Raw genomic sequence first — 25,011 nt, forward strand, 5'->3', positions numbered from 1 at the left:
TGGCCGCTCCCCTCTTTCCGAGCATGGCCTCCCATGAGTGATCCCGGCGACCAGGCCGTGCATTTCGGTCCCTACCGCATCCACCCGCGCCAACGCCTGGTGCTGGAGGCCGGTCGTCCGTTGCGCCTGGGGCGGCGCGCCGTGGATATCCTGCTGATCCTGCTCGAACAGGCCGGCAATGTGGTGAGCAAGCAGGAACTGATCGCCCGGGTGTGGCCCAAAAGCGTGGTGGAAGACGGCAACCTGCGGGTGCATATGGCCGCGTTGCGCAAGGCGCTGGGGGATGGCCAGGCCGGCCAGCGCTATATCGTCACTGTCGCCCAGCGCGGCTACAGTTTTGTTGCGCCACTGAGCATCGAACCAATGACGCTACCCACCGAAGGCGCCCCCCAAGGCACGTGCCACAACCTGCCGCTGCGCCGTACCCGGATGCTCGGCCGCCAGGCCCTGATCGATAGCCTGGTGCAGCAACTGCCCGAACAGCGCTTTATCACCCTCACCGGCGCCGGCGGAATCGGCAAGACCACTGTCGCGCTGCGGGTGGCAGAACTGCTGATCGGGCATTACCGCGACGGTATTCGCCTGCTGGACCTGGCGCCGCTGAGCGCGCCGTCGATGATCCTGCCCAATCTCGCCGCCCTGCTCGACCTCACCCACACCGAGCATGAGCCCCTGGTCACGTTTGCCCGCAGCCTGCAGGAACGCCAGGTGCTGCTGGTGATCGACAACTGCGAGCACCTGTTGGACGACATCGCCCTGATCAGCGAAACCCTGCTGCGCCACGCGCCGAGGCTGCACATCCTGGCGACCAGCCGCGAGGCATTGCGCGCCGAAGGTGAGTACGTGCAGCGCCTGGAGCCCCTGGCGTGCCCGCCCGCCAGCGGCAACCGCGCCCAGGCGTTGGGCTACCCGGCCCTGCAATTGCTGATCGAGCGGGCCATGTCTCACCAGGACAGCTTTGAACTGAGCGACGCCGAACTGCCGCTGGCGATCGATATCTGCCAGCGCCTGGACGGCATTCCCCTGGCCATCGAGTGGGTGGCGGCGCAGATCGAGCGCTTCGGCCTGCCGGGACTGCTGGTGCAAATGGAAGACAACTTCCGCTTACTGACCCGTGGCCGGCGCAGCGCCCTGCCCCGCCATCAAACCCTGCGGGCCACGCTGGACTGGAGCTTTGAACTGCTCACCGCCTGCGAGCAGATCTGCCTGCGCCGCCTGGCGGTGTTTCGCGGGGGTTTCAGCCTGGCCAGCGCGGCGGCGGTGATTGCCGGGGAACAGGTCGCGCCGACCGAGGTGCTGGGCTCGATCACGCAATTGGTCGCCAAGTCATTGCTCAATGTGGAAGCCGGTGATGACGAGATGGTCTATCGCCTGCTGGACGTCACCCGCACCTACGCCCTGGAAAAACTCAGCGTCGCCCACGAGTTGGACGCCACTCGTGAGCGTCACGCTGAACGCTGCCTGGCACTGATGGAACAGGCGCGCGGCGATTGGGAGTCGGTCGCCACCCAATCCTGGATCGACCGTTACGCGCCGCTGCGTGAAGATGTCCGCTCGGCCCTCGACTGGGGGCTCGCACAGGGCGGCGAACACCTGCTGGCTATCCGCCTGACGGTCAGCGCAATGCCGCTGTGGCAGGAGTTGTCGTTGCTCAGGGAACACCGTTTGTACGTGGACAAGGCGCTGGCGTTGATGGACCAGGCCGTCTCGCCCTGCCCCCGCTTGACGATGCAACTGCAATTGGCGCTGGGCAGCCTGTCGTATCACGCCCTAGGCGGTGCCCCGCAGACCATCGCCGCATTCGTCAGTGCGCGGCGCCTGGCCGAGGCGCGCGAAGACGTCGCGGGGCAATTGCGTGCGGTCTCCGGGCATATGGCGGTGAACCTGTGCGCTGGCCAGTATCGCCAGGCGCTGGCGCAAAGCGTGCAGTTTGATCGCCTGGACCCACGCACCGACCCGCAACTGGACATCAGCGCCCAGCGCCTGCGCGTCCTGGCCCAGCATTACAACGGCAACCAGGCACTTGCCCGGCACAATGCCGAGCAAGTGATCCAACGCATGGCACACAGCGGCCACCTCAACCGGTTTGCCCACGGCATCGGTGTGCAATACGACCAGAGTGTCGCCTCGCTCACGGTGCTGGCGCGCATCCTGTGGCTGCAAGGCTTTCCCGAGCAGGCCTGGCGCACCGCCAGCCAGGCGCTGGAATTGGCGCAGCAGATCAACCATGGCACCTCCATCTGCTACACTCTCGCGCTGGCGGGCGTGGTCATCGCCCGTTACAACGGTGACGAAGACAGCGCCCAGACCCTGCAGGCGTTGCTGTTGGAACATGCCCACAAACATTCGGTGCAGCTATTCCAGACCTGGGCAGGCCACTATGCGGGCATCCTTGGGCACAAGGACCTGCAAGGCCTGGGGTTGATCGAAGACATCCTGGTCACACTGGGTTCCCACGCGGTGGAAGCGCCAGGCTTCGAACGGGCCCGTGCGGGCGACGCGGGTTGGTGCACTGCAGAAATCCTGCGGGTACGCGCCGACAGCCTGGACGATGCCTGCGCAGCCGAAGCGCTGTTGCTGGAGGCCCTGGGCCTGGCACACCAGCAAGGCGCGCTGGCCTGGGAGTTACGCTGTGCGACGTCATTGGCAAGTTTATGGCAGTCCCAAGGCCGCCTGCAGGCAGCGCGAGACTTGCTGGGCTCGATTTACGCGCGGTACACCGAAGGTTTTGCCACCCAGGACCTAGTCCGCGTACGCCGCCTGCTCGATGAGTTGCAGGACAAACGGCCGGCCTGAAAACGGCCCCAGGTAATGCCCATAGCCCTGCTGCAAGCGCGCCACCTGCACCGGGTCACGCAGCTGCGCCAGGGCATAGCAGCGCACGCAGTTGAGCAGGCGGTAGCGTGCCAGGCCCGGGCCGGGCTCAAGGCTTAGCAGCGAGGTATTCACCAGGCGCCCCAGCAGGTAGGACAGGTCGGCGTGTTCCAATTCAGTCCCGCTGACCAGCTCGCTCAAGGTGGGCAAGGTCACGGCCATCTTGAATAAACTCAACTGCAGGAACAGCCACCGCTCGGGCAGGCTCAGGCGCTGGTAGGTCCAGTCCAGGGCGGCCGTCAGGGATCGATGGCGTTCCACCGCCGTGCGCCGACCGTGGGTCAACACGTGCAGGCCCTTGCTCAGTTGCTGCTGCAAGCCGCGCACGCCAAGGGCATCGATTTGGGCGGCCGCCAGTTCAAGGGCCAGGGGAATGCCATCAAGGCGCCGGCAAATATCGCGCAGCGGCGCCAGGTCCTGGGGCCGCAGCACGAACCCCTGCTGGCCCGCCCTTGCCCGCGCCACAAACAACTGCACCGCCGGATACGCCATCGCCTGCTCAACACTGCCCAGCGCCGACGGCGCAGGCACTGCCAGCCGGGGTACGCGTTGCACCCACTCACCCGCGACCTGCAGGGCTTCACGGCTGCTGACCAGTACGCCGACCTGCGGCGCTATTTCGCGCAGCACGGCCACCAGGTGCCGGCAGGCGCCGAGCAGCAGGTCGGCACCATCCAGTACGAGCAGGAGCTGGCGGGACGCCAATTGCCGGCCCAGCTCAGTGGCACTGGCGATGGGCTCCAGGTGCAAGGCCGTGGCCAGGTGGCGCAGCATGGCCACTGGCGCCTCGACAGTCGCCAGGTCGACCCACCACACGCCATCCCGGTAGCGCGGCAACACGCGTTCGGCCAACGCCAGGGCCAGGGTGCTCTTGCCGACGCCAGCGCAGCCGGTGAGGGTCATCAGCTGTTGCCCGGACAAACGCCGCACCAACACGCCCAGCAGCGCGTCGCAGCCCATCACCGCGCTGAGCCGTGCGCTGAGGTTGTGCCGAGGCTGCGTGGCGGGCAGCCCGCCCTGCAGCTTGGCCGCGAAACAATAGCCACGCTGGGGGTCGTTGAGGATATAGCGCTGCCCATCGAGGGCACGGCGCAGCGCAGCGATGTGCACGCGCAGGTTGTTTTCTTCCACCACGCTGTGCGGCCAGACCCGCTCGATCAGGGTCGCCTTGCTGATGAATTGCCCGGGCGTTTCGAGCAGCACCGTGAGGATATCCAGCGCACGGCCTCCCAACGGCACCGGCCAGCCAGACTTGCTGACCAGCCGTTGTTGCCGGTGAAAGACATAAGCGCCGAAGCGCAGCGTGCCATCAACGTCAATCGCCTGAGGGTTATTCATGCGTGCAAAAGCGCTGAAACGCCCGGCCTTGGGCGTCTGCGCATCCTTTTCCATGGGCCTGACGCTATCTTGCCACCTGGGCATGACAGGACAATGCTGGCACGGGGAGCGACACGGACATTCGGGTGCCCGAGACGGACATTTTGTCGTTAACTGAACTGTTGTCGGTATTGAGTCGGGTTGAGGCCCAGTTTCTCGCTGAACAAAAAGCGCATATGCCGCACGCTGCCAAACCCAGCGTGGAACGCCACGGTCTTGAGCGGCAGGTCGGTGGTTTCGAGCAACTGCCGGGCGCGGTCGATGCGCGCGCCTTGCAGGAACGCCATGGGCGTCATCTGCACCTCTTTGGCGAACAGCCGCGCAAAATGCCGTGCGCTCATGCCGGCCAACGCGGCCATGGACTCGATGGTGAAGGGTTCGCACAGATGTTCGAGCACATGGTTCTGCACACGGGTGATCGCAGTTTCCTGGGGCGCAACCGCCGCCGTCATCGGGCTGAACTGGGCCTGCCCGCCCTGGCGCTTCATCACCACCAGGAGCACCTTGGCCACGTCCACCGCGACTTGCTTGCCGTGGTCCTGGGCCACCACCGACAGCGCCAGGTCGATACCGGCCGTGACGCCACCCGAGGTGATCAACCGCCCGTCCTGCAGATAGATGCGGTCAGTCTCGACAATGGCCTTGGGAAACGCCTTGATCAACCGCTCGGTGTAGTGCCAGTGCGTGGTCACGCGGTGATTGTTCAGCAGGCCGGCATGCCCCAGCACGAACGCCCCGGTGCAGATAGAACCGAAGCGCCGCGCCCGTGGGGCTGCCGCCTTGAGCCAGGGCAACAACGCGGGGTGGCATTCGTTATAGGCCCCGGGACCACCGGGCACCAGCAGCAGGTCGTAGGCGTCCTGGGCCTGGTCCAACAACAGGTCGGCCTGTACCGCCACGCCATTGGAAGCGCGCAGCGGGCCGGGCTCGGTGCCGAGGGTAAGGATCCGGTAATGCTCCGCCGCCGGCAGGTAGCGGTTGGCAATCGAAAACACTTCGAGTGGCCCGGCCATGTCGAGCAGGAGAAAGTCCGGAAACAGCGCCATGGCCACGGTTTTCATATCGGGGAGGGTCCATCGAGAAGGAATGCGGCAGGCATTATGGCACGTCTACCACTGTCAACTTGAAGGGGACAGTTATTCAGATTTCATGTTCTTAATGAATTTCCCAGTAACCATTAACCTTCTTCTCAACGCAGGAGCCCTGCATTTCGCAGCCCGCTCCCACTTGAGGACAAGACCATGCTGACCCTTCGCAAAGCTTCCGAACGCGGCGCCGCCAATCACGGTTGGTTGAAGTCGTTCCACACCTTCTCGTTCGCCAACTACTGGAACCCCAATGAACAGGGGTTTTCCGACCTGCTGGTGATCAATGACGACCGCGTCGCGGCCGGCAAAGGCTTTGGCCAGCACCCGCACCGCGACATGGAGATCTTCTCCTATGTGCTTGAAGGCGCCTTGGAGCACAAGGACACCCTGGGCACCGGTTCGGTGATCCGCCCTGGCGATGTGCAACTGATGAGCGCCGGCAGCGGCGTGGCCCACAGCGAGTTCAACCACAGCCAGACCCGTGGCGTGCACTTCCTGCAGATCTGGATCGTGCCAGCCGTGGCCGGTGCTGAACCGCGCTATCAGCAAGAGCACTTCACTGACGCGCAGAAACGTGGGCGCTTGCAGTTGATCATCTCGCCGGATGGCCACGACGGCTCGCTCAGCGTGCGCCAGGACGCCCGAGTGTATGCCGGCCTGTTCAACGGTGACGAAGCCGCCACCCTGGACCTGCCGCCCGATCGCCATGTGTACATCCATGTGGCCCGGGGCAGCGTTGAAATCAACGGCCAACGCTTGCAGGAAGGCGACGGCGCCCGCGTGCGGGATGAGCAACAGATCCGCCTGGGCCACGGTGACGATGCCGAGGTGCTGGTGTTCGACCTGCGCCCACAGGAACTGCCGCAGATGCCATGACTGCCCCGGCGATGGCTCGCCACAACGAGCCATCGCTGGCGTCGATAGTCACCATCAGCCCAATGAAGTTCTCTTAAAAAATGCAACGCGTAACATCAAACCCATACCAGCAACAACCCAAACTAAAATACTCGGAGCACACTCTCATGAAACGCCAAATCTTGCTTAGCCTCGCTTTCTCGGTACTCGCTGCAAATGCTTTTGCCCATCCTGTCGTCGCTGAAGGCGGTTCGGATCGCCTGATCGAAAGTCGCGTCGCAGAGGGTGGCTCGGACCGCCTGCAAGGTAACCGCGTTGCCGAAAACGGTTCGGACCGCCTGCTGGAACGCCGTGTTGCCGAAGGTGGCGCTGATCGTCTGCAAGAACGTGGCCTGGCCGAAGGCGGTGCTGATCGTCTGCAAGAACGTGGCCTGGCCGAAGGCGGTGCTGATCGTCTGCAAGAACGTGGCCTGGCCGAAGGCGGTGCTGATCGCCTGCAAGAACGTGGCTTGGCCGAAGGCGGTGCTGATCGCCTGCAGGAACGTGGCCTGGCTGAAGGCGGTGCTGATCGTCTGCAGGAACGTGGCCTGGCTGAAGGCGGTGCTGATCGCCTGCAAGGCAACAACGCATAACCCCGCGCTGCTTGCGGGAACCCCAAACCGGCCTGATCAGCCGGTTTTTTTTCGCCTTTAATTAATGCAGCTCGCGGTCCACCCACAGCACTGCCTTGCCGATCGCTGCCGCGCTTCGATGCGTGCATGCACCTGCTGCACGGTTTCCAGCATGTGTTACACCGCTGAATCAAACCGCACGGGCGAGGAATTTCTTGCGATACGCCGCCGGCAACAGGCCCACGCGTTGCTGGAACAGGCGGCGGAATGAATTGCTGTCTTCGTAGCCGACCGCGTAGGTGATGCTTTCCAACGTCATGCGGGTTGACTCAAGCATGTGCTTGGCCCGTTCCAGGCGCAGGGTTTGCAGGTAGGCAATCGGCGTGTAGCCAGTGGCCTCCTTGAAACGCCGCTTGAAGTTGCGCACGCCAAAACCGAAACGCCGAGCCACCTCATCAATCACCAGCGCCTCAGCAAAATGCTGCTCCAACCAGTGCTGCACCCGCAGGATCTCACCGTCACCGTGGTTTTTGGGCAGCGACCACATGGCGTACGCCGACTGCTCGCTGCGCACCGTATCGATCAGCAGGTATTTGCCGCAGGTGTGGGCCAGTTCCGGTGAGCCAAAACGGCGGATCAGGTGCAACACCAAGTCTATCGCCGCACTCGCGCCGCCACTGGTGATCACGCGGTTTTCTTCGCAGAGAATCTGCCCATCATCCAGGCTCACGTCCGCATAGCGGCGTCGAAACAGCTCGGCGAACGCCCAGTGGGTCGTGGCGCGCAGGCCTTGCAGCACACCGGACTCCGCCAACAGAAAGGCCGCCGTGCACATCGAAGCCAGGACTGCGCCGTGTGCATGCTGTTCACGCAACCAGGGGGCGTAGGCAGGAAAGGCCGGCAAGGCCTCTTTCAAGGTGAACAGAAAGCCTGGGATCAGTATCAGGTCGGTCTGGGCGACCTGCGCCACCGAGCAATCCACCTGCAAACGCTGGCCGCCCCAGGCCTCCACCGGCTGGCCGTCCAGGGAAGCGACCACGATGTCGAAGGGTGGCGTGTCGGCAAACAGGTTGGCCGCGTTCAGCATCTCCAGCGCCAGGGTAGCGCTGGCAGCGGAGCACCGGTCAGCCAGGAGCAAGGTAATGTGCATGATAGGAACTCGCTTGCGCTTTTCGCATGTAATAAGTCATTTGCGCACCTACCTTAGCCGATTCCAGCGCTTTACAGTGCTGCCACTGATCAACTGCCTGGCGTTTTTATGAATCTCTGGTTTCGCTTGCTCTTCATGCTGTCCCGGCGCCCCTGGCGCAACCCTGCCCATGGCCTGGCAACCACGGTGGTGCGCATGCGCGTCTGGCCGCTGGACCTGGATATCAACCGGCACGTCACCAACGGCCGCTACTTTTCCCTGGCAGACATCGCACGGATGGATTTCGTGCTGCGCACCGGCGCCTTTCGCGTGGCGTTGCGCAACAAGGCACTGCCGATCGTGGGCGATACCTGGGGCAAGTTCCGTCGTGAATTGAAACTGTTCGAAGTGTTCGAGGTGCACACCCGCATGCTCGGCTGGGACCACAAGTGGAGCCTCATGGAGCACCGCTTTGTCAGTAAGGGCCGGGTGGTCGGCGTGGTGGTGATGCGCGGGCTGTTCCGGTCGGCAAAAGGCACCCTGCCCCCGGCGGAGTTTGTGCGTGAACTGGGCTTGGACGACGTGTCACCACCGATGCCGCAATGGCTCAGCGACTGGGCGCAAAGCTGTGATGACATGAGTGTGCAGTTGCGGAGTGAGGAGCAGGTATGAGACGCGCTTATGTGAGTTGCAGCTTACTCAACCTTTCCATGCACCCCGTTCACCCGCCAGGAAGGCGCTTGATAGGCGTGTTCAGCACCTGACAACGTAGTCGCGACACGGTTGAGCAGCAACTCGGCGTTGTATTTTGGCACCAGCGCGCAGGCCAGCAACACCACCAGTCCGCCGCCGATAAACGAGGGGGACACCTTGATGTCGGCGCGTTCAATACGCCACAGAAAAGCAATCGCCGCCACCGCGCCCAGCGTCGCACCGGCCAAGGCTTCGCTCAGCGGATGGATGTAAGGCGCGACGCAATAAGCACTGAACCAGGCACTCGCCAATAACCCTGCCCCGGCTGCCGGCCAACGGAGCACCGGATTGAACTGGCGCGCCAACAGGCTGAGTCCCACGGTCAGCATCAGGCAGGTATTCATGGCATGTCCGCTTAATACGGCAATACCCAAAGGCTCGAACGATAAGCCCCAGCCTTTGAACAGCAACTTGCTGAAGGCAACAATCGAATAGGTCACGCCAACGGTGATTATCCAGGCGCGCAGTGCCCAAGGGTTGGAATACCTCAGCCACACCGCAATGATGATGGCGGCCGGAATCATGACGGTGATACCGCCATAGTGCGCAAGTTCTGCCCGCATACATCCCCATCCTGGCGTGCCCGTTTCGGCGCCCATCAGACCTCAGCGCAGGGGAAAATACAACGTTATCTCCGGTCAGCCTTGGGCAACCCGGCGCCAGCTGAAGGCGATAAAAATGCAATTTACTGATACACCAATCAAACAATGATTCTATATTTTAATAATTAGGATAGAACCAATCGGCATTTTACAGCCCTGGCCCCTGCCCCTATTTTGGACGCGAATAACCGACCCCTTGCCCGGTGGAGGTGACCATCCCGCACAAGACCACTCCCACGATAAGGACAGACCATGAGCATCGAATTCATCGGCTACATCGGCGGCCACCACGCCTCCGAAATCCATCCACGCAGCGGCCCTACCCTGCAACCCGACTACGTCGAGACCGTGGCCCGCGCCCACGAAGACGCCGGCTTCGACCGTGCGCTGGTAGCCTTCCACTCCAACAGCCCGGACAGCACATTAATCGCCTCCCACGCCGCCAGCGTGACCAAAAAGCTGCAATTCCTCATCGCCCACCGTCCCGGCTTCGCCCAGCCCACCCTGGCCGCGCGCCAGTTCGCCACCCTGGATGTGTTCAACGGTGGGCGCACGGCCGTGCACATCATCACCGGCGGCGACGACCGCGAACTGCGCGCCGATGGCAGCCACATCGGCAAGGACGAACGCTACGCCCGCACCGACGAATACCTGAGCGTGGTGCGCCAGGAATGGACCCGCGAACAGCCCTTCGACTTCAAGGGCACCTACTATCAGGTCGAAGGCGCGCACTCCACGGTGAAATCACCGCAGCAGCCTCATATCCCGCTGTACTTCGGCGGCTCCTCTACAGCGGCGATTGAAGTGGCCGGCAAACACGCTGATGTGTATGCACTGTGGGGCGAAACCTACGAGCAAGTGCGCGAGATCGTGACCCGGGTCCGCGCCGAAGCGGCCAAGCATGGGCGCACGATTCGCTTCAGCCTGTCGCTTCGGCCGATCCTCGCCGAAACCGAAGAACTGGCATGGGCACGGGCCGACAAGATCCTGCAGCAAGCCACCGAACTGGCCGAGAAAAATGGCTTTGTGCGGCGTGAACCGCCGAATGAAGGCTCGCGCCGGTTACTGGCAGCGGCAGCGCAAGGGTCGCGTTTGGATAAGCGTTTATGGACAGGGATCGCGGGGTTACTGGGCGCCCAGGGCAACTCCACCTCGCTGGTCGGCACAGCCGAGCAAGTTGCGCAAGCGCTGCTGGACTACTACGACCTGGGCATTACCACCTTCCTGATCCGTGGCTTTGACCCCCTGAATGACGCCATCGACTACGGCAAGCGTTTGATCCCCCTCACCCGCCAGCTGGTCGCTGAACGCGAGCAAGCCAAACAGGTCGCTTAAGCACAAAGCACACCCCATGTAGGAGCTGGCTTGCCGGCGATGCAGTCACCTCGGTACAGCAGGTAAATCCAGGTGATGCCATCGCCGGCAAGCCAGCTCCTACGTATCTGCCTTTGATCCAACCACTCAGGCCGGCTGTCAGGCCGCCGTGCTTTTGATTTTGATCTTAGGCGCCCCGTCAAACACGCTGGCCGGAATTCGACAGGGATTTGGGGGGTAAACCGGCAGGGATGCCGGTTTAGCCGCCCCGCGCCATGGATGGCGCGTGGCGGCGGCCCCCCAAATACCTGTCGGATTACGGGCACACCGAGCCTAGGCGAGGTGCCGAGTGTTGGGGCAAGAGCGTTTTGCTTACTTTTGCGCTGTTCAAAAGTGAGCCGCCGTAAGGGCGGAACCCATAGCAGCCGTTACCCAAATAACGGATATGTACCCGATCAGATCCAACATCCAGGTCGGCTGCCAGGCCGCCTTCGCAGGCAAGCCAGCCCCCCCCAGGTCACGCCCGAATCAATTCTTGTAGTCGATATCACTGCGCTCCAACTGCCGAATCAACGCATTCCAATGCCGCGCCACGCCCGGCCCTTCCCCACTGGCAAACACCTTGGCCTGCTGCTCAACCTTCTCCACCACCTCCCGCGGCGGAAAGATCAACTCCGCATTCCCCGCAGCCTGCGCCGCCACCTGGATATTGCACGCACGCTCCAACTGCTGCAGTTGCTGAAACGCATGCTCAACACTCACACCCGCCGTCAACAAGCCATGGTTGCGCAAGATCATCACACTCTTGTCACCCAAGTCCGCAACCAGTCGCTCACGCTCGTCCAGGTCCAGGGCCACGCCTTCATACCCGTGGTACGCCACCCGCCCGGAGAAGCCAATGGAATGCTGGGAGATCGGCAGCAGGCCGTCTTTTTGCGCCGACACCGCAATGCCGTCACGTGTGTGGGTGTGCAACACCGCTTGCAGGTCGTGGCGCGCGCCGTGGATGGCGCTGTGGATCACGTAGCCGGCGTAGTTGATACCCAGGCCAGTGGGATCGTCGACGATGGTGCCGTCGAGGTCGACCTTGACCAGGTTGGACGCGCTGATTTCATCGAACAACAGCCCAAAGGCATTGATCAGGAAATGCTCCTCCGGGCCCGGCACGCGGGCGGAGAAGTGGGTGTAGATGTGATCGGTCCACTTGTACAAGGCCGCCAGGCGATAGGCGGCGGCCAATTTGACGCGCACTTCCCATTCCTCCGGAGTGACGCGTTGGCGAACGTTGTTGGAAACACTGGAGATCGAGGTGACGCTGCTCATGGCAAAACTTCCTGGATGGCCTTAAGGACTTCCAGGCAAGCCTATGGGATGCAAAAAGATAATAAAAAGCACATTTTAATCTAAGCTAATTATTATTTTTTTTCATAACCACCACAGCACCGCATTCGCCTGTAGGAGCCCGGCTTGCCGGCGATGGCGCCCTTGAGCCCTGCACGTATCTCGGGGGCCTCATCGCCGGCAAGCCGGCGCCTACAAAGAGAGGGAATCCAGGGTCAGGCGGCGTTGCGGATCTTGTGCAGGGAGTTTGCGACCAGCTTGCCAAATGCATCCACCGGCCCTTGCAGGTTGCCCAGGAAGTGCGGGTAGATCAGCCACAGGTCCATCACCGGCTTGAAGTCCTTGAGCGGCATCACCGCCAAGTGCTCGCGGTGGGCGCTGCGCTCCAGCAACGGCCGTGGCACCAGGCCCAGGCCCAGGCCGTCCGCCACCAGGCCCAGTTGCAACTCGGTGCCGAAGGTTTCCAGGTTCACCCGCAGGGCCAGGCCCTGATCGGACAAGGTCCGCTGCAAGCCCGCACGGAAGCCGCAGCCGTCCGGGTTGAGGATCCAACCGTTCTGGTACACATCCGCCAGCTTGCACGGCTTCTTCGGCAACTGCGCCTTGGCGCACACCACCACCAGTTCCATCTTGCCGATGGACTCGCCGACGATGTTGTCCGGGAAGATCTTGCCCGCCGGAAACAACGCCGCTGCTGCATCCAGCTCGCCGCGCTCGATCTTGCCGACCAATTGGCTGCCCCAGCCCGTGGCGACCTGGGCCCGCAGCTCGGGGTATTCGGTGCGCAGGTGCTTGAGCGCGTCCAGCAGCACCACATCGCCGATGGTCTGCGGCACGCCCAGGCGCAGCAGGCCGGTGGGCGGTGCGTCGGTGGCCACCAACTCGCGCAGGGCATCCATCTCGCGCAGGATCAGCCGGCACTGTTCGTACACACGGGTGCCGATCAGCGTAGGCTTGAGGGGCTTGGTATTGCGGTCGAACAGCTCCACACCCAGCGCCTGCTCGAAGTTCTGCACGCGGCGGGTGATGGCCGGCTGGGTCAGTTGCAACGACTCGGCGGCATGGCTGATGGACTGGCAACGAATCACTTCGACAAAGGCATCGATATCGTCAATTTTCATTTGGGCCGCACATAGAGAACAGTCATTAAGATGTGTGCGAAGCATAGTTGCAGGAACGCGGTCTGGATAGCCCGGGCTGTGATCGATAACGTCTAACGCTATTCAGACCGGTTCTAAATTACCTTCGGCTATAAGCTAATCATTAAAAAATAGCATATTAACTATAAACATTATGCTTAGATAAACCCATCACCACCGACCACACGATGGAATTGTCATGACCCAGGCCCGACACCCCGAAAGACTCAGAGCCTTCATAGGCGCCCTGGCAGAATTGATCGACGGCAATCCACGCGAAGGCGACCTGCTGCACCGTGGCGGCAAGCTACTGGCGCAGTTGGTCAGCCATGATGACTGGCTCCCCGATGAATACGCCCAGCCCGACCCCGAGCGCTACCAGCAGTTCTTGCTGCATGCCGATTCGCGCCAGCGCTTCAGCATCGTCAGTTTTGTGTGGGGGCCGGGGCAAAGCACACCGATCCACGACCACCGGGTATGGGGACTGATCGGGATGTTACGCGGCTCAGAGTTCTCCCAAGGGTTCGAACGCGCCCCCGATGGCAGCCTGATTGCCGAAGGCAAGCCGATCCAGTTGGTGCCGGGTCAGGTGGAAGCCGTGTCGCCCAAAGTCGGTGACATCCACCAGGTGAGCAATGCCCACAGCGACCAGGTGTCCATCAGCATCCATGTGTACGGCGCCAATATTGGTGCGGTGCGCCGCGCGGTGTACCAGCCCGACGGCAGCGAGAAACTGTTTATCTCCGGTTATTCCAACGCCTTCCTCCCGAATATCTGGGATTTGTCCAAAGAAAAGAGCCCTGCCCTATGACCACCGTATCCACCCGCACCTTCGCCCAGATTCGCCAGGCCCTGTTGGACCATGAAGAAGTCGCCCTGGTCGACGTGCGTGAAGAGGCGCCCTTCGCCGAGTCCCACCCGCTGTTTGCCGCGAACATCCCGTTGTCCAAACTTGAACTGGAGGTGTATTCGCGCATTCCACGGCGCGATACCCAAGTCACCGTCTACGACAACGGCGAAGGTTTGGCGGGCCGTGCGGCCGAGCGCTTGGTTGCGCTGGGCTACACCGAGGTCAGCCTGCTCGAAGGTGGCCTTGAAGGATGGCGCAAGGCCGGTGGCGAGCTGTTCATCGACGTCAACGTACCGAGCAAGGCGTTTGGCGAACTGGTGGAAAGCGAGCGGCACACGCCGTCCCTGGCCGCCGAAGAAGTCCAGGCCCTGCTCGACAGCCAGGCCGACGTAGTGGTGCTCGATGCGCGGCGTTTCGACGAATACCAGACCATGAGCATCCCCACCGGCATCAGCGTGCCGGGGGCCGAACTGGTGTTGCGCGCCCGCGAACTGGCGCCGGACCCGGCCACCCGCATCATCGTCAACTGCGCCGGGCGCACCCGCAGCATTATCGGCACCCAGTCGCTGATCAATGCCGGCGTGGCCAACCCGGTCTCGGCCCTGCGCAACGGCACCATCGGCTGGACCCTGGCCGGGCAGAAACTTGCCCATGGCCAAGCGCGGCGCTTTGCACCGACCTCGGAAGAACACCGCCAGGTCGCCGCCGTGGATGCGCGTCGCGTCGCCGACAAGGCTCGCGTGGGCCGTGCCACCCTGGCCGACCTGCAGGCCTGGCAGCAGGAAAAAACCCGCACCACCTACCTGTTCGATGTGCGCACTCCGGAAGAATTCGAAGCCGGCCACCTGCCCGGCGCGCGCTCCACACCGGGCGGGCAACTGGTGCAGGAAACCGACCATGTCGCCAGCGTGCGCGGGGCACGGCTGGTGTTGGTGGATGACGACGGCGTGCGCGCGAACATGTCCGCCTCCTGGCTGGCTCAACTGGGCTGGGAAGTGCATGTGCTGGATGACCTGCAACCGGCGCACTTCACCGAGCAAGGTGCCTGGGTCGCGCCGGTGCCGACACCGCCCCAGGCCGAACTGATCAGCCCCCATACCCTCGCCGAATGGCAGGCCCATGGCGACACCGTGGTGCTGGACTTCACCGCCAGCGCCAATTACGTGAAGCGCCATATCCCCGGTGCCTGGTGGGCGCTGCGTGCGCAACTGCCCCAAGCCCTGGCCAAGGTGCCCGCCGCCCAGCGCTACGTGCTGACCTGCGGCAGCAGCCAACTGGCGCGCCTGGCGGTGGCCGAAGTCGAAGCCATCACCGGCAAGCAAGTGTTTCTACTGCAGGACGGCACTGCCGGCTGGATCAACGCGCAGTTACCGTTGGAAGAAGGTGAAACCCACCTGGCCTCGCCGCGCATCGACCGCTACCGTCGCCCGTACGAAGGCACCGACAATCCCAAGGAAGCCATGCAGGCCTATCTGGATTGGGAATTCGGCCTGGTCGACCAGTTGGCCCGCGACGGCACCCACGGTTTCTATGTGATCTGACTCACCCACCTGCCTGCGCCCGTGCCGGGTGCAGGCCCGCTCCGGCAAAGAACCTGCACAGCCGCCCTGAGCCTGCTCGCAGTGAGCATTGGCGCATGGATGGCCTCTTTGCCTTGGCCCGCAGCGCCCCCTTCAAATGCAATTAACGAATAATCAATTCACACATAATCAAATATTTTAATAATTAACATATAACCAAAAAGAACTTCACAGCGAGTTTTTATGGGCATAACGTTAACCCACTCACCGACCCCTTCTCCAGGCGGAGGTAACCGACCCCCCATTTTGATCTGCCTGGAGCCTGCATCCCATGGTCTTTACCACCCCTTTCAAACGCCTGCTCCTGGGCACAGCTCTCGCTCTTGGCCTGACTGGCGGGGCCCACGCCGCCGACTTGCAGCCGCTGCGGGTAGCCAACCAGAAATCTACAATCAAGGCGCTGCTGGAAGTCTCCGGCGAAACCAAAAACGTGCCCTACGAAATCCAATGGTCGGAATTCCCCTCCGCCTCGCCCTTGGGTGAAGCGCTGAATGCCGGCGCCGTGGACATCGGTGCCCTGGGGGATGCGCCCTACGTGTTTGCCCTCGGTGCCGGCGCATCGCTCAAGGTGGTCAGCATCATCCACGCCGAAGGGCGCAACACCACCGCGCTGCTGGTGCCCAAGGACTCGCCGATCAAGACCGTCGCCGACCTCAAGGGCAAGAAAATCGTCACCGGCCGCGGCTCCATCGGCCATTACCTGGCGATCAAGGCCCTGGCCACGGCCGGCCTGACCACCAAGGACGTGCAGTTCATTTTCCTGCTGCCAAGCGAGTCGCGCCTGGTGCTGGATAACGGCACCGTCGACGCCTGGGCCACCTGGGACCCGTACACCACTGTGGTCACGTCACAAAGCCAGGCCCGCGTGCTGATCAGCGGCAACACGCTGCTGAGCAACCACCTCTACCTCGCCGCCACCCGCCAGGCCATTGCCGACAAGCGCCCGCAACTGGACGACTTTGTCGCCCGCGTCGACCGCGCCAATGCCTGGGCCAACACCCACCCCAACGAATACGCAGCCGCCCAGGCCAAGATCACCGGCCTGCCGCTGCAAGTACACGAGGAAGTGGCCAAGGACACCCATTTGACCCCGGTCGCCATCGACGACTCGGTGATCAGCGGCCTGCAAGTAACCGCCGACACCTACCAAAAAGAAGGCCTGCTGACCCGGCACATCGACGTGTCACAGGGCTTCGACAAGAGCTTCAACGCCAAGCGTGTCCAACTTCCCCAGCAAGCCTCGCGCTAACCAGGAGCAGAACATGAGCAAGCCACAGCAAGCAAAACCCCGCCATTTGAAACTGGGCGCCATGGTCCACGGCGTCGGCCACGGCTGGGGCGAATGGCGCCACCCGAACGCCCAACCGAATGCCAGCACCAGCTTCGGGTTCTACAAGCAGCAGACTGAATTGGCCGAAGCCGCCAAGTTCGACTTCGTGTTCATCGCCGACAGCCTGCACATTCACGCCAAGTCCAGCCCGCACTACCTCAACCGATTCGAGCCACTGACCATCCTGTCGGCACTCGCGGCGATCACCACGAACATTGGTTTGGTCGCCACCGTGACCGTCAGCTACACCGAGCCCTACCAAGTGGCGCGCCAATTCGCATCCCTGGACCATATCAGCGGTGGCCGCGCCGGTTGGAACGTCGTCACCTCGTGGCTGAGCGGCACCGCCGACAACTTCAGCAAGGCCGAGCACCCACCCCACGCCGTGCGTTATCGCATCGCCAAGGAACACGTGAGCACCGTCCAGGGCCTGTGGGATTCGTGGGAAGACGATGCCTTTACCTACGACAAACAGTCCGGCGAGTTTTTCGCCCCGGGCAAGCTGCATGCACTCAACCACAAGGGTGATTTCTTCTCGGTGAAAGGCCCGCTGAACATCGCGCGTTCGCGCCAGGGCCAACCGGTGATTTTCCAGGCCGGCACCTCGGAGGACGGGCGCAACTTTGCCGCGCAGAACTCCGATGCGATCTTTGTGCACGTGGACAGCCTCGAAGAAGGCCTGGCCTATTCCCAGGACCTGAAACGCCGCGCCAAAGGCTTTGGCCGTGACCCGCACAGCCTGTCGATCCTGCCGGGCATTCGCCCGATTGTCGGCCGCGACCAGGCCGAAGTGGAAAGCCGCTATCAGCAGGCCGTAGAGCTGGTCACCGTGGAAGATGCCATCGTCGCCCTCGGCCGCCCGTTCAACGATCACGACTTCAGCCAATACCCACTGGACGAGCCCTTCCCGGAGCTGGGTGACCTCGGTTCCAATAGCCAGAAAGGCGGCTCCGACCGCATCAAGCAACTGGCCAGGGACGAAGGCCTGACCCTGCGTGAAGTGGCCTTGCGGTTCTCGCGGCCAAAACGTGATTTCGTCGGCACCCCGGAGCAAGTCGCCGACGCGATCCAGACCTGGTTCGAGACCGGCGCCAGCGATGGTTTCATCATCAACTCGGTGCTGCCGGATGGCTTGCAGTACTTCACCGAACTGGTGGTGCCGGTGCTGCAACAGCGCGGCTTGTTCCGCACTGAATACAGCGGCCATACCCTGCGCGACAACCTCGGCCTGGACGTTCCGGCCAACCGCTACAGTGTCGCCGCCCAGGTTGGAGAAAAACAGGAGGCGCTGGCATGAGTGAATCCCTCAACCGGCAGTTGGCCGAACTGCACGCCGAGCGTGTCGCCACCTGGGCGCCCGCGGCGCTGCAGGTCAACATCGACCAGCGCCAGCGCCTGGTGGCTCAAGCGCGGCCAGACGACTACGTACAGGTCGGCGATGAACTCGACCCGTTCACCCTGCTGAATGTGGAAGGCGGTGAACTCAACCGCGAGCTGCTGCTGGCGGACGGTCCGGCGGTGCTGATTTTCTTCCGCTTTGCCGGCTGCCCGGCGTGCAACATCGCCCTGCCCTATTACGAACGCCAACTCTACCCACGCCTGCGCGAACTCGGGGTGCCTCTGGTGGCGGTAAGCCCGCAAGTGCCTGACCGCCTGGTGGAGATCAAGACCCGCCACACCCTGCAACTGCTGGTGGCCAGTGACCCCGATAACAACCTCGGGCGCCGCCTGGGCATTCTCTACAGCTTCGACGAGGCGTCGCGCAATGCCGCGTTGGCCAAGGGCAATCACATCGGTGAAACCACCGGCACCGGCACTTGGGAGTTGCCGCAACCGACAGTGGTGGTGATTGCCAGGGACGGCACGGTGGCGTTTGTGCAAGTGAGCCCGGATTGGTTGGTGCGCACCGAAGCGGAGCCGGTGTTGCAGGTGGTGGAGCAACTGCTGGGCCAACAGCCCGTAAGACTGGCCATCTGAACCCCCATCCCCTGTAGGAGCCGGCTTGCCGGCGATGGCGCCCGTGAAGACGCCATCGCCGGCAAGCTGGCTCCTACAGAGGGCGGGTGTCTACCTATCGACCGAGTGAAACAACCATGAGCCAATCCTCACAACCTTCCTTGCGCTCCGTGGAAGTCGCCAACTTCGAAGCCCTGCTCGAACGCCTCAGCGCCGAGCTGGCCAGCACCGCGCACCGCTATGACGAGAGCGGCGCCTTCCCCCACGCCAACTTCAAATTGCTGCACGAACACGGCCTGGTCGCCCTCACCGTGCCCAAAGCCCTGGGCGGCGGTGGTGCCAGCCTGCCCCAGGCGCGCAAGGCGATCAGTGCGATCGCCAAGGGCGAGCCGTCCACCGCACTGATCCTGGTGATGCAATACCTGCAACACACGCGTTTGCAAGACAGCAAGACCTGGCCGGCGCACCTGCGCGCGCAAGTGGCCGAAGACGCGGTGCGCAACGGCGCGTTGATCAACGCCCTGCGCGTGGAGCCCGACCTGGGCACCCCGGCCCGTGGCGGGCTGCCGGCGACCACCGCCGTGCGTACCGCCGAAGGCTGGCGCATCAGCGGGCGCAAGATCTACTCCACCGGCAGCCACGGCCTGAGCTGGTTCAGCGTGTGGGGTCGTAGTGATGACGCCGACCCGTTGGTCGGTGCCTGGCTGGTCCCAAAAGACAGCCCCGGCGTGACCATCATCGACACCTGGGACCACCTGGGCATGCGCGCCACCTGCAGCCATGAGGTGGTGCTCGACAACGTGCTGGTGCCACTCGACCACGCCGTCAGCGTCAGCCCGTGGAGCGCGCCGTCGCCGGAGCTGGATGGCGAGGGTTTCCTGTGGATGTCGGTGTTGCTGTCCTCGGTGTATGACGCCGTGGCCCAGGCGGCGCGGGACTGGCTGGTGAACTGGCTGGAAGAGCGCCAGCCGTCCAACCTCGGCGCAGCGCTGTCGACGCTGCCGCGCTTCCAGGAAACCGTCGGCCATATCGACACCCTGCTGTTTGCCAACCGCAGCCTGCTCGATGCCGCCGCCGAAGGCCACACCCCGGCGGCCAATGCCGCGCAACTCAAGTACCTGGTGACCCACAACGCCATCCGCGCCGTGGAGCTGGCCATCGAGGCCTCGGGTAACCCGGGCCTGTCGCGCCACAGCCCATTGCAACGGCATTACCGCGACGTGCTGTGCAGTCGCGTGCATACCCCGCAGAACGACGCCGTGCTGCAAGGCGTCGGCAAGACGGTCTTCGCCCAACGCCAGAAGGAACGCCCATGAGTCAGGTTATTATTGCCAGCCAGCTGGACGAAGATTACAACGACGTGCTCCGCCAGCGCCTGGCCTCCAGCCACCCTGCCGCCCAAGTGATCGGCGTGCCTGCGGGCGTGCCCAGCGACCTGCCGCCCCAGGCGAATATCCTGTTGCTGCGCCCGATCAACGTGCGTGGCTACAGCGCCCCTGACACGCCGCCACCGGGCTGGCCCTACGGCGCGCAGTGGGTGCACCTGGTGTCGTCGGGCATCGACTTTTACCCACAGTGGCTGTTCAACGGCCCACCGGTGACCACCTCACGCGGCAGCGCGGCCGACAACCTGGCCGAATTTGCCTTGGCGGCGATCTTTGCCGCCTCCAAGCATTTGCCAGACATCTGGGTAAAGGACGCCCAGTGGCAGTTCACCCCATTGCGCCCCCTCAAGGGCACCACGCTGGGCATCCTCGGCTTTGGTGCGATTGGCGAAAGCCTGGCGCAAAAAGCCCTGGCCCTGGGGATCCACGTGTTGGCGCTGCGCCAGAGCCCGACGCCATTCAGCAAGGGGGTGGACGCCGCCAAGGACATCCACGACCTGTTCGCCCGCGCCGATCACCTGGTGGTGGCCGCACCGCTGACCGCGTCCACGCGGCATATCATCAACCGCGATGTACTGGGCAGCGCCAAGCCAGGGCTGCACCTGATCAACATCGCGCGGGGCGGGCTGCTCGACCAGGAGGCGCTGTTGGAAGCGCTGGACAACGGGCAGATCGGGCTGGCATCGCTGGACGTGACCGAGCCGGAGCCGTTGCCGGATGGGCATCCGCTGTATACCCACCCGAGGGTGAGGTTGTCGCCGCATACGTCGGCGATTTCGACAAATAGCCGGAATGAGATTGCGGATACGTTTTTGGCGAACCTGGAGCGCTACGTGGCGGGTCAAGCGCTGAATAACTTAGCTTACGTCTAACGCAAATCAAAATGTGGGAGCGGGCTTACTCGCGAATGCGGTGGTTCAGTCAAAGGTGTATCGACTGACACTCTGTATTCGCGAGCAAGCCCGCTCCCACATGGGACCTGTGTTGACTGGGAGAAATCATTTGATGCGGTAATGGAAAGTATTGCGCACGGCCGGCACCGGCACGGGTTTTCCATCAACGATCCTCGGCTGGTAGCGGAAGGTATTCGCCGCCGCCAGTGAAGGCCGCATGAACAGTGGATGGCAGCCGTCCAGCACCTTGGGGTTTTCTACACGCCCTAGGGTGTTGACGGTGTACTCCACTGAACAATCGCCTTCGATGTTTTTGTCCAGGGCACGCTCCGGATAGTCCGGCGCCTCTTTGCTCAAGGGTTGGTACTGTCGGCTGTCGAAGGCCGGCGCGGCGGTCGGTGCTGCAGGGCGCGTACGTTCAGCGGCGAGGCGCTCCTGGGCCAGACGCTGCTGCTCCAGCTCGCGGTTGCGCTGTTCAGTGGCCAGGCGCTCCTGTTGCTGCTCCAGCTTCTTTTCCTCGACCCGCTTGCGCGCCAATGCGGCTTTTTCCAGTTTTTGTGCCTGGATCTTTGGATCGATCACCGGTTTCGCCGGCACGGGAGCGACCACAGGCTCCGGCGCAGGCGCTGCGACGGCCGCCGGCTCAGGCACGGGAGCGGGCGTCGGCGGTACCATCACCAACTGGGTATGCATCACCCTCGGCGTTTCCACCTGCGGCTTATCTGGCGACCCACCCAGCATCAACACCGCCAGCACGCCTACATGCAGTGCCACCGCGAGACTGGCCGCCACGCTGTTTCTCCAGAACCCGGAAGGCTCCCCAGGCCCCACTGCGAGCATCGGACTGTGCATGATCATCGCCGTCATTGCAGGGCCTCGGTCACCAACCCCAGGTTACTCACGCCACCCTTTTGCAGCACCGCCATGGCTGCCACCACCCGGCCGTAGCCGGCGTTGTCGTCAGCACGGATATACACCTGGGTATCACTGCGCGCCGCGACCACCTGCATGACCTTGGCGCCCATTTCATCCAGGGTCACTGCGCTGTCAGTCTGGTTGCGGGTGTCGAGTTCACCGCCGAGGTTCCAGTAGTAGCCGCCGTCAGCCTTCACCGACAGTGTGAGGATTTGCTGGCGGGTGTCGGTGTGCAGCGCCTCGGCGGCGACCTTGGGCAGTTCGATCTTCACGCCCTGGGTCAGCATCGGCGCGGTGACCATGAAGATCACCAGCAGCACCAGCATCACGTCGATGTAGGGCACTACGTTCATCTCGGCCTTGGGCCCGTGCTTGCGTTGCGGCCTGGTCAACATCGGTTTGCTCCTTGTTCAGGCGGCCACGGCCAGGTTGATCGGTGTGCCGCGCAAGGTGCGGTGCAGGCGCACTTGCAGTTCGTTGCCGAAGGCGTAGTAGCGGGTGAGCAAGGTTTGGCCGCGTGCGGCGAAACGGTTGTAGGCGATCACTGCCGGAATCGCGGCAAACAGGCCGATGGCCGTGGCGATCAATGCTTCGGCGATACCCGGCGCCACGGTGGACAGCGTGGCCTGCTGTACCTGGGACAGGCCGATAAAGGAATTCATGATCCCCCACACAGTGCCGAACAGGCCGATGTAGGGGCTCACCGACCCCACGGTCGCAAGGAATTGCAGGCCTTTTTCCAGCTCGATTTCCTGCTCGGTTATCGCCACCTGCAACGCACGCTCCACGCCCTCCAGCACGGCCGGATCATGGCTGTGCAGGTGTTGGTATTCCTGCACGCCGGCGATGAAGATCGGTGCAATCCCGCCCTCGCCGGCCTGCACGGTGTCGCGGTACAACGGCTGCAAGTCGGGCGCGGCACGAAAGCGCTGCACAAAGCCGTTCAACTGCCGCTCCAGGCGCCGCAGCACGCTGCCGCGCTGGATGATCAGGTACCAACTGAGCACGGATGCCAGCAGCAACGTGACCATTACCGCCTTGACCAACAGGCTGGCGTTGCTGATCAAACCCCAGATCGTCATATGTTCCATCGTCGCGTGCATGGTTAAGCTCCTATTCGATTAAAAAGTGATGACCGGGTGATGACGCCTACGGCAATTTCAACGTGCGGGTTACCTCGGCCCAAGGCACGAACTTGAAATTCTGGGTCTGCTCGGGCATGCGCTTGCGCCCGTCCTGCACCACCAGCATGCCTTGGCTCCAGGGCCCGCCCAGGTTGATGGCGGTGACTTCCAGGCCATCGGTTTCCGAAGCCCCATCGATACCGGCGGCGGCATTCAGGCCGACGCGGAAGGCGCCGTGGGTGGCAAACGGTGGCTCGGCATCCACGACCAGGTAGCTGTCGTTGCCCTGGCTGGAGATCACCAGGTAGTCGCGTTTTTCGCTCTGGTACAACGCCAGGCCCTCGACATCCGCATGCAGCTGCGGGCCGACCTTGATCACGCTGGTGAGCGTGGCCGGTTGGTCGGCACGCGCATCCACCGCCCAGACGCCGACGTCTTCTTCGCCAATGAACAGGCGCTGGCGCTGGTCGTCGGCCACGCAGCCCTCGGGTTGGCTGTCGACCTTGAACTGGCGCACCAGCTCGCCCTGCACACGGCCGTCCGGTGCGCTCAGGCGGTATTGCAGGAAGGTGCCATCCTTGCCATTGGCGATCGCGTAGATCTCGCCGCTGGCGGGTTGGAACAGGCAGATACCGTAGATGTCCTTGAGCGGCGTCGGCACTTCACCGGCCTCGCGCAGCTCACCGCTCTGGTGGTCGATGCTGAACAGGCTCAGGCTGTTGTGATCGCGGTTGCTCGCCACGGCCAGGTCGACGGTGGTTGCGCCGAGCTTGAAGTTGGGGCGTACGTCGACGTTGTTGAGGCGGCCGACCGCCAGTTCCTGCAACAGCTTGCCGTCGAGGTCATAGGCCAGCAGGCCCTGCTTCTTGTTAGTACCGAGCACGCGGCTTTTTTCTGGCTGCGTGGGGTGAATCCAGATCGCCGGGTCATCCGCCGCATCGCCCTGGCGGCCGACCGGGTCGGTCTGGCGCAGCGCAGCGACTTCAGGCAGCACGGGCTCGACCGGCACAGGCTTGGCCTTCCACTCGAGTGTGCCCTGATAGAGCTTGCCGGTGTCATCGTCACGTACCAGCAGTTGCTGGCCATTGATGCTCAGTTGCTCCGGCTCCTTGAGGCCCGGCAGCGTCAGGCTGGCGTGTTCGACCCAACGCTCGCCGTTCTGTTGGAACAGGTGCAATTGGGCGGTCTTCGGATCAAGCGCCACCACTCCGCCCGGCACCAACGCCATGGCGCCGGCTTCGCGCTTGGGATGGTCGAACAGCGCCACGGGCGTGCGTTTCACCTCAGCCTCAGGGTGCGCCGGGTAGGCCCACCAGCCGACGTTTTCTTCATTCACCACCAGTTGTTGGCGGGCGTCATCCACCTGGCAGAACTGCGCCGACGGCGGCAGCGGCAAGCCGCGTACACGTTGAGGGTCGCGCAGCAAGGTCGAGCCGTTACCTACCAGCCATTGCTCGCCCTTGCCCTCTTCGCCCACCAGGAACACAAACAGGTTTGATGCCCCGTCGCGATACAGGCACAGGCCGTTCACCGGATAGTCGCGGGTGGGCAAGTACAGGGGCTGGCCAAAGGACTTGGTGGACGCATCGAGGCTGATCAGCAGCGCCTGTTGGCGGTCGTTGTCGAGGCTGGCCACAAACGTCTGGGCACCGGCAGCACGGGTGTCGAGGCTGCTGAAGTTGCCATTGAAACGCGCCAGCTCGGTGCCTTTATTGTCCAGCAGTTGCAGGCCGTCGCGGGTACTGGCGGCCAGGCGTTGGGTGCCGCCAGGTAGGAAGGCCACCGCTTCGGCATTCAGGTTTGGCGCCCAAGGGACCAGCGCCAGGTCGGCGGCCATGGCTTGACCACAGGTAGCTAAAGCAAACAGCAAGTACAACTTGGAAGTTCTCATGAAC

The 25,011-nt window shown here is 63.2% G+C and carries 22 protein-coding genes; 12 read left to right on the forward strand and 10 right to left on the reverse strand.

The features are described from left to right. The first annotated feature begins 33 nt into the window (after positions 1–33). Positions 34–2,796 carry an ATP-binding protein gene (locus AC0IYN_RS28350; protein ID WP_457248852.1) on the forward strand — a complete coding sequence of 921 codons (2,763 nt, stop codon included), beginning with the start codon at positions 34–36 and terminating at the stop codon, positions 2,794–2,796. Here the strand turns inward: AC0IYN_RS28350 and AC0IYN_RS28355 are convergent. Both AC0IYN_RS28355 and AC0IYN_RS28360 read right to left on the reverse strand, forming a co-directional pair. Further along, the gene (locus AC0IYN_RS28355) at positions 2,743–4,266 is read right to left on the reverse strand and encodes a winged helix-turn-helix domain-containing protein (protein WP_457248851.1); all 1,524 of its coding nucleotides are present in this window, start codon (positions 4,264–4,266) and stop codon (positions 2,743–2,745) included. The genes AC0IYN_RS28350 and AC0IYN_RS28355 overlap by 54 nt on opposite strands. Positions 4,267–4,361: 95 nt before the next feature. After that, on the reverse strand, positions 4,362–5,312 hold the full coding sequence (locus AC0IYN_RS28360) for a GlxA family transcriptional regulator (RefSeq protein WP_471844374.1): 951 nt from the start codon (positions 5,310–5,312) through the stop codon (positions 4,362–4,364). Between the two features lie 180 nt (positions 5,313–5,492). Here AC0IYN_RS28360 and AC0IYN_RS28365 point away from each other — a divergent pair, with 180 nt between their 5' ends. Then, positions 5,493–6,215: a pirin family protein gene (locus AC0IYN_RS28365; protein ID WP_078048007.1), complete on the forward strand. Its 723-nt coding sequence runs from the start codon at positions 5,493–5,495 to the stop codon at positions 6,213–6,215. A gap of 146 nt (positions 6,216–6,361) precedes the next feature. After that, positions 6,362–6,826 (forward strand): hypothetical protein, encoded by a 465-nt coding sequence (locus AC0IYN_RS28370; RefSeq protein ID WP_082224460.1) that lies wholly within the window; start codon positions 6,362–6,364, stop codon positions 6,824–6,826. Positions 6,827–6,995: 169 nt separating this feature from the next. Here the strand turns inward: AC0IYN_RS28370 and AC0IYN_RS28375 are convergent, their stop codons facing one another. Then, complete coding sequence (locus AC0IYN_RS28375) at positions 6,996–7,955, reverse strand: GlxA family transcriptional regulator (protein WP_471844377.1); 960 nt, start codon at positions 7,953–7,955, stop codon at positions 6,996–6,998. A 108-nt stretch (positions 7,956–8,063) separates the two neighbouring features. Between AC0IYN_RS28375 and AC0IYN_RS28380 the strand changes: the two genes are divergently transcribed. Continuing rightward, the gene (locus tag AC0IYN_RS28380; RefSeq protein WP_458375069.1) at positions 8,064–8,606 is read left to right on the forward strand and encodes an acyl-CoA thioesterase; all 543 of its coding nucleotides are present in this window, start codon (positions 8,064–8,066) and stop codon (positions 8,604–8,606) included. A 23-nt stretch (positions 8,607–8,629) separates the two neighbouring features. Here AC0IYN_RS28380 and AC0IYN_RS28385 read toward each other — a convergent pair whose 3' ends face one another. Next, positions 8,630–9,286: a hypothetical protein gene (locus tag AC0IYN_RS28385; protein ID WP_457248848.1), complete on the reverse strand. Its 657-nt coding sequence runs from the start codon at positions 9,284–9,286 to the stop codon at positions 8,630–8,632. A gap of 255 nt (positions 9,287–9,541) precedes the next feature. Between AC0IYN_RS28385 and AC0IYN_RS28390 the strand changes: the two genes are divergently transcribed. After that, positions 9,542–10,624 (forward strand): LLM class flavin-dependent oxidoreductase, encoded by a 1,083-nt coding sequence (locus AC0IYN_RS28390; RefSeq protein ID WP_406599283.1) that lies wholly within the window; start codon positions 9,542–9,544, stop codon positions 10,622–10,624. Between the two features lie 507 nt (positions 10,625–11,131). On the opposite strand, the gene AC0IYN_RS28395 is transcribed toward AC0IYN_RS28390, so the two are convergent. Together AC0IYN_RS28395 and AC0IYN_RS28400 are read right to left on the reverse strand one after the other, a co-directional pair. Next, a complete protein-coding gene (locus AC0IYN_RS28395; protein ID WP_078048002.1) occupies positions 11,132–11,926 on the reverse strand; it encodes a class II aldolase/adducin family protein in 795 nt (264 codons plus the stop codon). A gap of 233 nt (positions 11,927–12,159) precedes the next feature. Continuing rightward, positions 12,160–13,065 (reverse strand): LysR family transcriptional regulator, encoded by a 906-nt coding sequence (locus tag AC0IYN_RS28400; RefSeq protein WP_078048001.1) that lies wholly within the window; start codon positions 13,063–13,065, stop codon positions 12,160–12,162. A gap of 217 nt (positions 13,066–13,282) precedes the next feature. Between AC0IYN_RS28400 and AC0IYN_RS28405 the strand changes: the two genes are divergently transcribed. From AC0IYN_RS28405 to AC0IYN_RS28435, 7 genes are all read left to right on the forward strand, one after another. After that, positions 13,283–13,894, forward strand: a complete 612-nt coding sequence (locus tag AC0IYN_RS28405) for a cysteine dioxygenase family protein (RefSeq protein ID WP_025856214.1) — start codon at positions 13,283–13,285, stop codon at positions 13,892–13,894. Then, complete coding sequence (locus AC0IYN_RS28410; protein WP_471844382.1) at positions 13,891–15,474, forward strand: rhodanese-related sulfurtransferase; 1,584 nt, start codon at positions 13,891–13,893, stop codon at positions 15,472–15,474. Before AC0IYN_RS28405 ends, AC0IYN_RS28410 begins: the two co-directional genes overlap by 4 nt. A 310-nt stretch (positions 15,475–15,784) precedes the next feature. Continuing rightward, the gene (locus tag AC0IYN_RS28415; RefSeq protein WP_471844384.1) at positions 15,785–16,762 is read left to right on the forward strand and encodes an ABC transporter substrate-binding protein; all 978 of its coding nucleotides are present in this window, start codon (positions 15,785–15,787) and stop codon (positions 16,760–16,762) included. Positions 16,763–16,775: 13 nt separating this feature from the next. Then, on the forward strand, positions 16,776–18,140 hold the full coding sequence (locus AC0IYN_RS28420) for an LLM class flavin-dependent oxidoreductase (protein WP_471844386.1): 1,365 nt from the start codon (positions 16,776–16,778) through the stop codon (positions 18,138–18,140). Next, positions 18,137–18,820, forward strand: coding sequence for a peroxiredoxin-like family protein (locus AC0IYN_RS28425; RefSeq protein WP_406599771.1), 684 nt, complete (start codon positions 18,137–18,139; stop codon positions 18,818–18,820). The genes AC0IYN_RS28420 and AC0IYN_RS28425 overlap by 4 nt, the downstream gene beginning before the upstream one ends. Positions 18,821–18,936: 116 nt before the next feature. Next, the gene (locus AC0IYN_RS28430; protein WP_471844389.1) at positions 18,937–20,115 is read left to right on the forward strand and encodes an acyl-CoA dehydrogenase family protein; all 1,179 of its coding nucleotides are present in this window, start codon (positions 18,937–18,939) and stop codon (positions 20,113–20,115) included. Beyond that, entirely contained in the window at positions 20,112–21,056 is a 945-nt protein-coding gene (locus tag AC0IYN_RS28435; RefSeq protein ID WP_471844392.1) for a D-isomer specific 2-hydroxyacid dehydrogenase family protein, read from the forward strand. Before AC0IYN_RS28430 ends, AC0IYN_RS28435 begins: the two co-directional genes overlap by 4 nt. 126 nt (positions 21,057–21,182) lie before the next feature. On the opposite strand, the gene AC0IYN_RS28440 is transcribed toward AC0IYN_RS28435, so the two are convergent. Genes AC0IYN_RS28440 through AC0IYN_RS28455 form a run of 4 tightly spaced genes read right to left on the reverse strand, consistent with a single transcriptional unit; the run spans position 21,183 to position 25,007 of the window. Then, entirely contained in the window at positions 21,183–21,944 is a 762-nt protein-coding gene (locus tag AC0IYN_RS28440) for an energy transducer TonB (RefSeq protein WP_471844394.1), read from the reverse strand. Beyond that, the gene (gene tolR / locus AC0IYN_RS28445) at positions 21,941–22,387 is read right to left on the reverse strand and encodes a protein TolR (protein ID WP_471844397.1); all 447 of its coding nucleotides are present in this window, start codon (positions 22,385–22,387) and stop codon (positions 21,941–21,943) included. The genes AC0IYN_RS28440 and tolR overlap by 4 nt, the downstream gene beginning before the upstream one ends. Before the next feature lie 15 nt (positions 22,388–22,402). Beyond that, positions 22,403–23,095 carry a protein TolQ gene (gene tolQ / locus AC0IYN_RS28450; RefSeq protein WP_406599766.1) on the reverse strand — a complete coding sequence of 231 codons (693 nt, stop codon included), beginning with the start codon at positions 23,093–23,095 and terminating at the stop codon, positions 22,403–22,405. 46 nt (positions 23,096–23,141) lie between these two features. After that, on the reverse strand, positions 23,142–25,007 hold the full coding sequence (locus AC0IYN_RS28455; RefSeq protein ID WP_471844399.1) for a phytase: 1,866 nt from the start codon (positions 25,005–25,007) through the stop codon (positions 23,142–23,144). Between the last annotated feature and the right edge of the window lie 4 nt (positions 25,008–25,011).

The sequence above is a fragment of the Pseudomonas sp. AC112 genome (assembly GCF_979253545.1).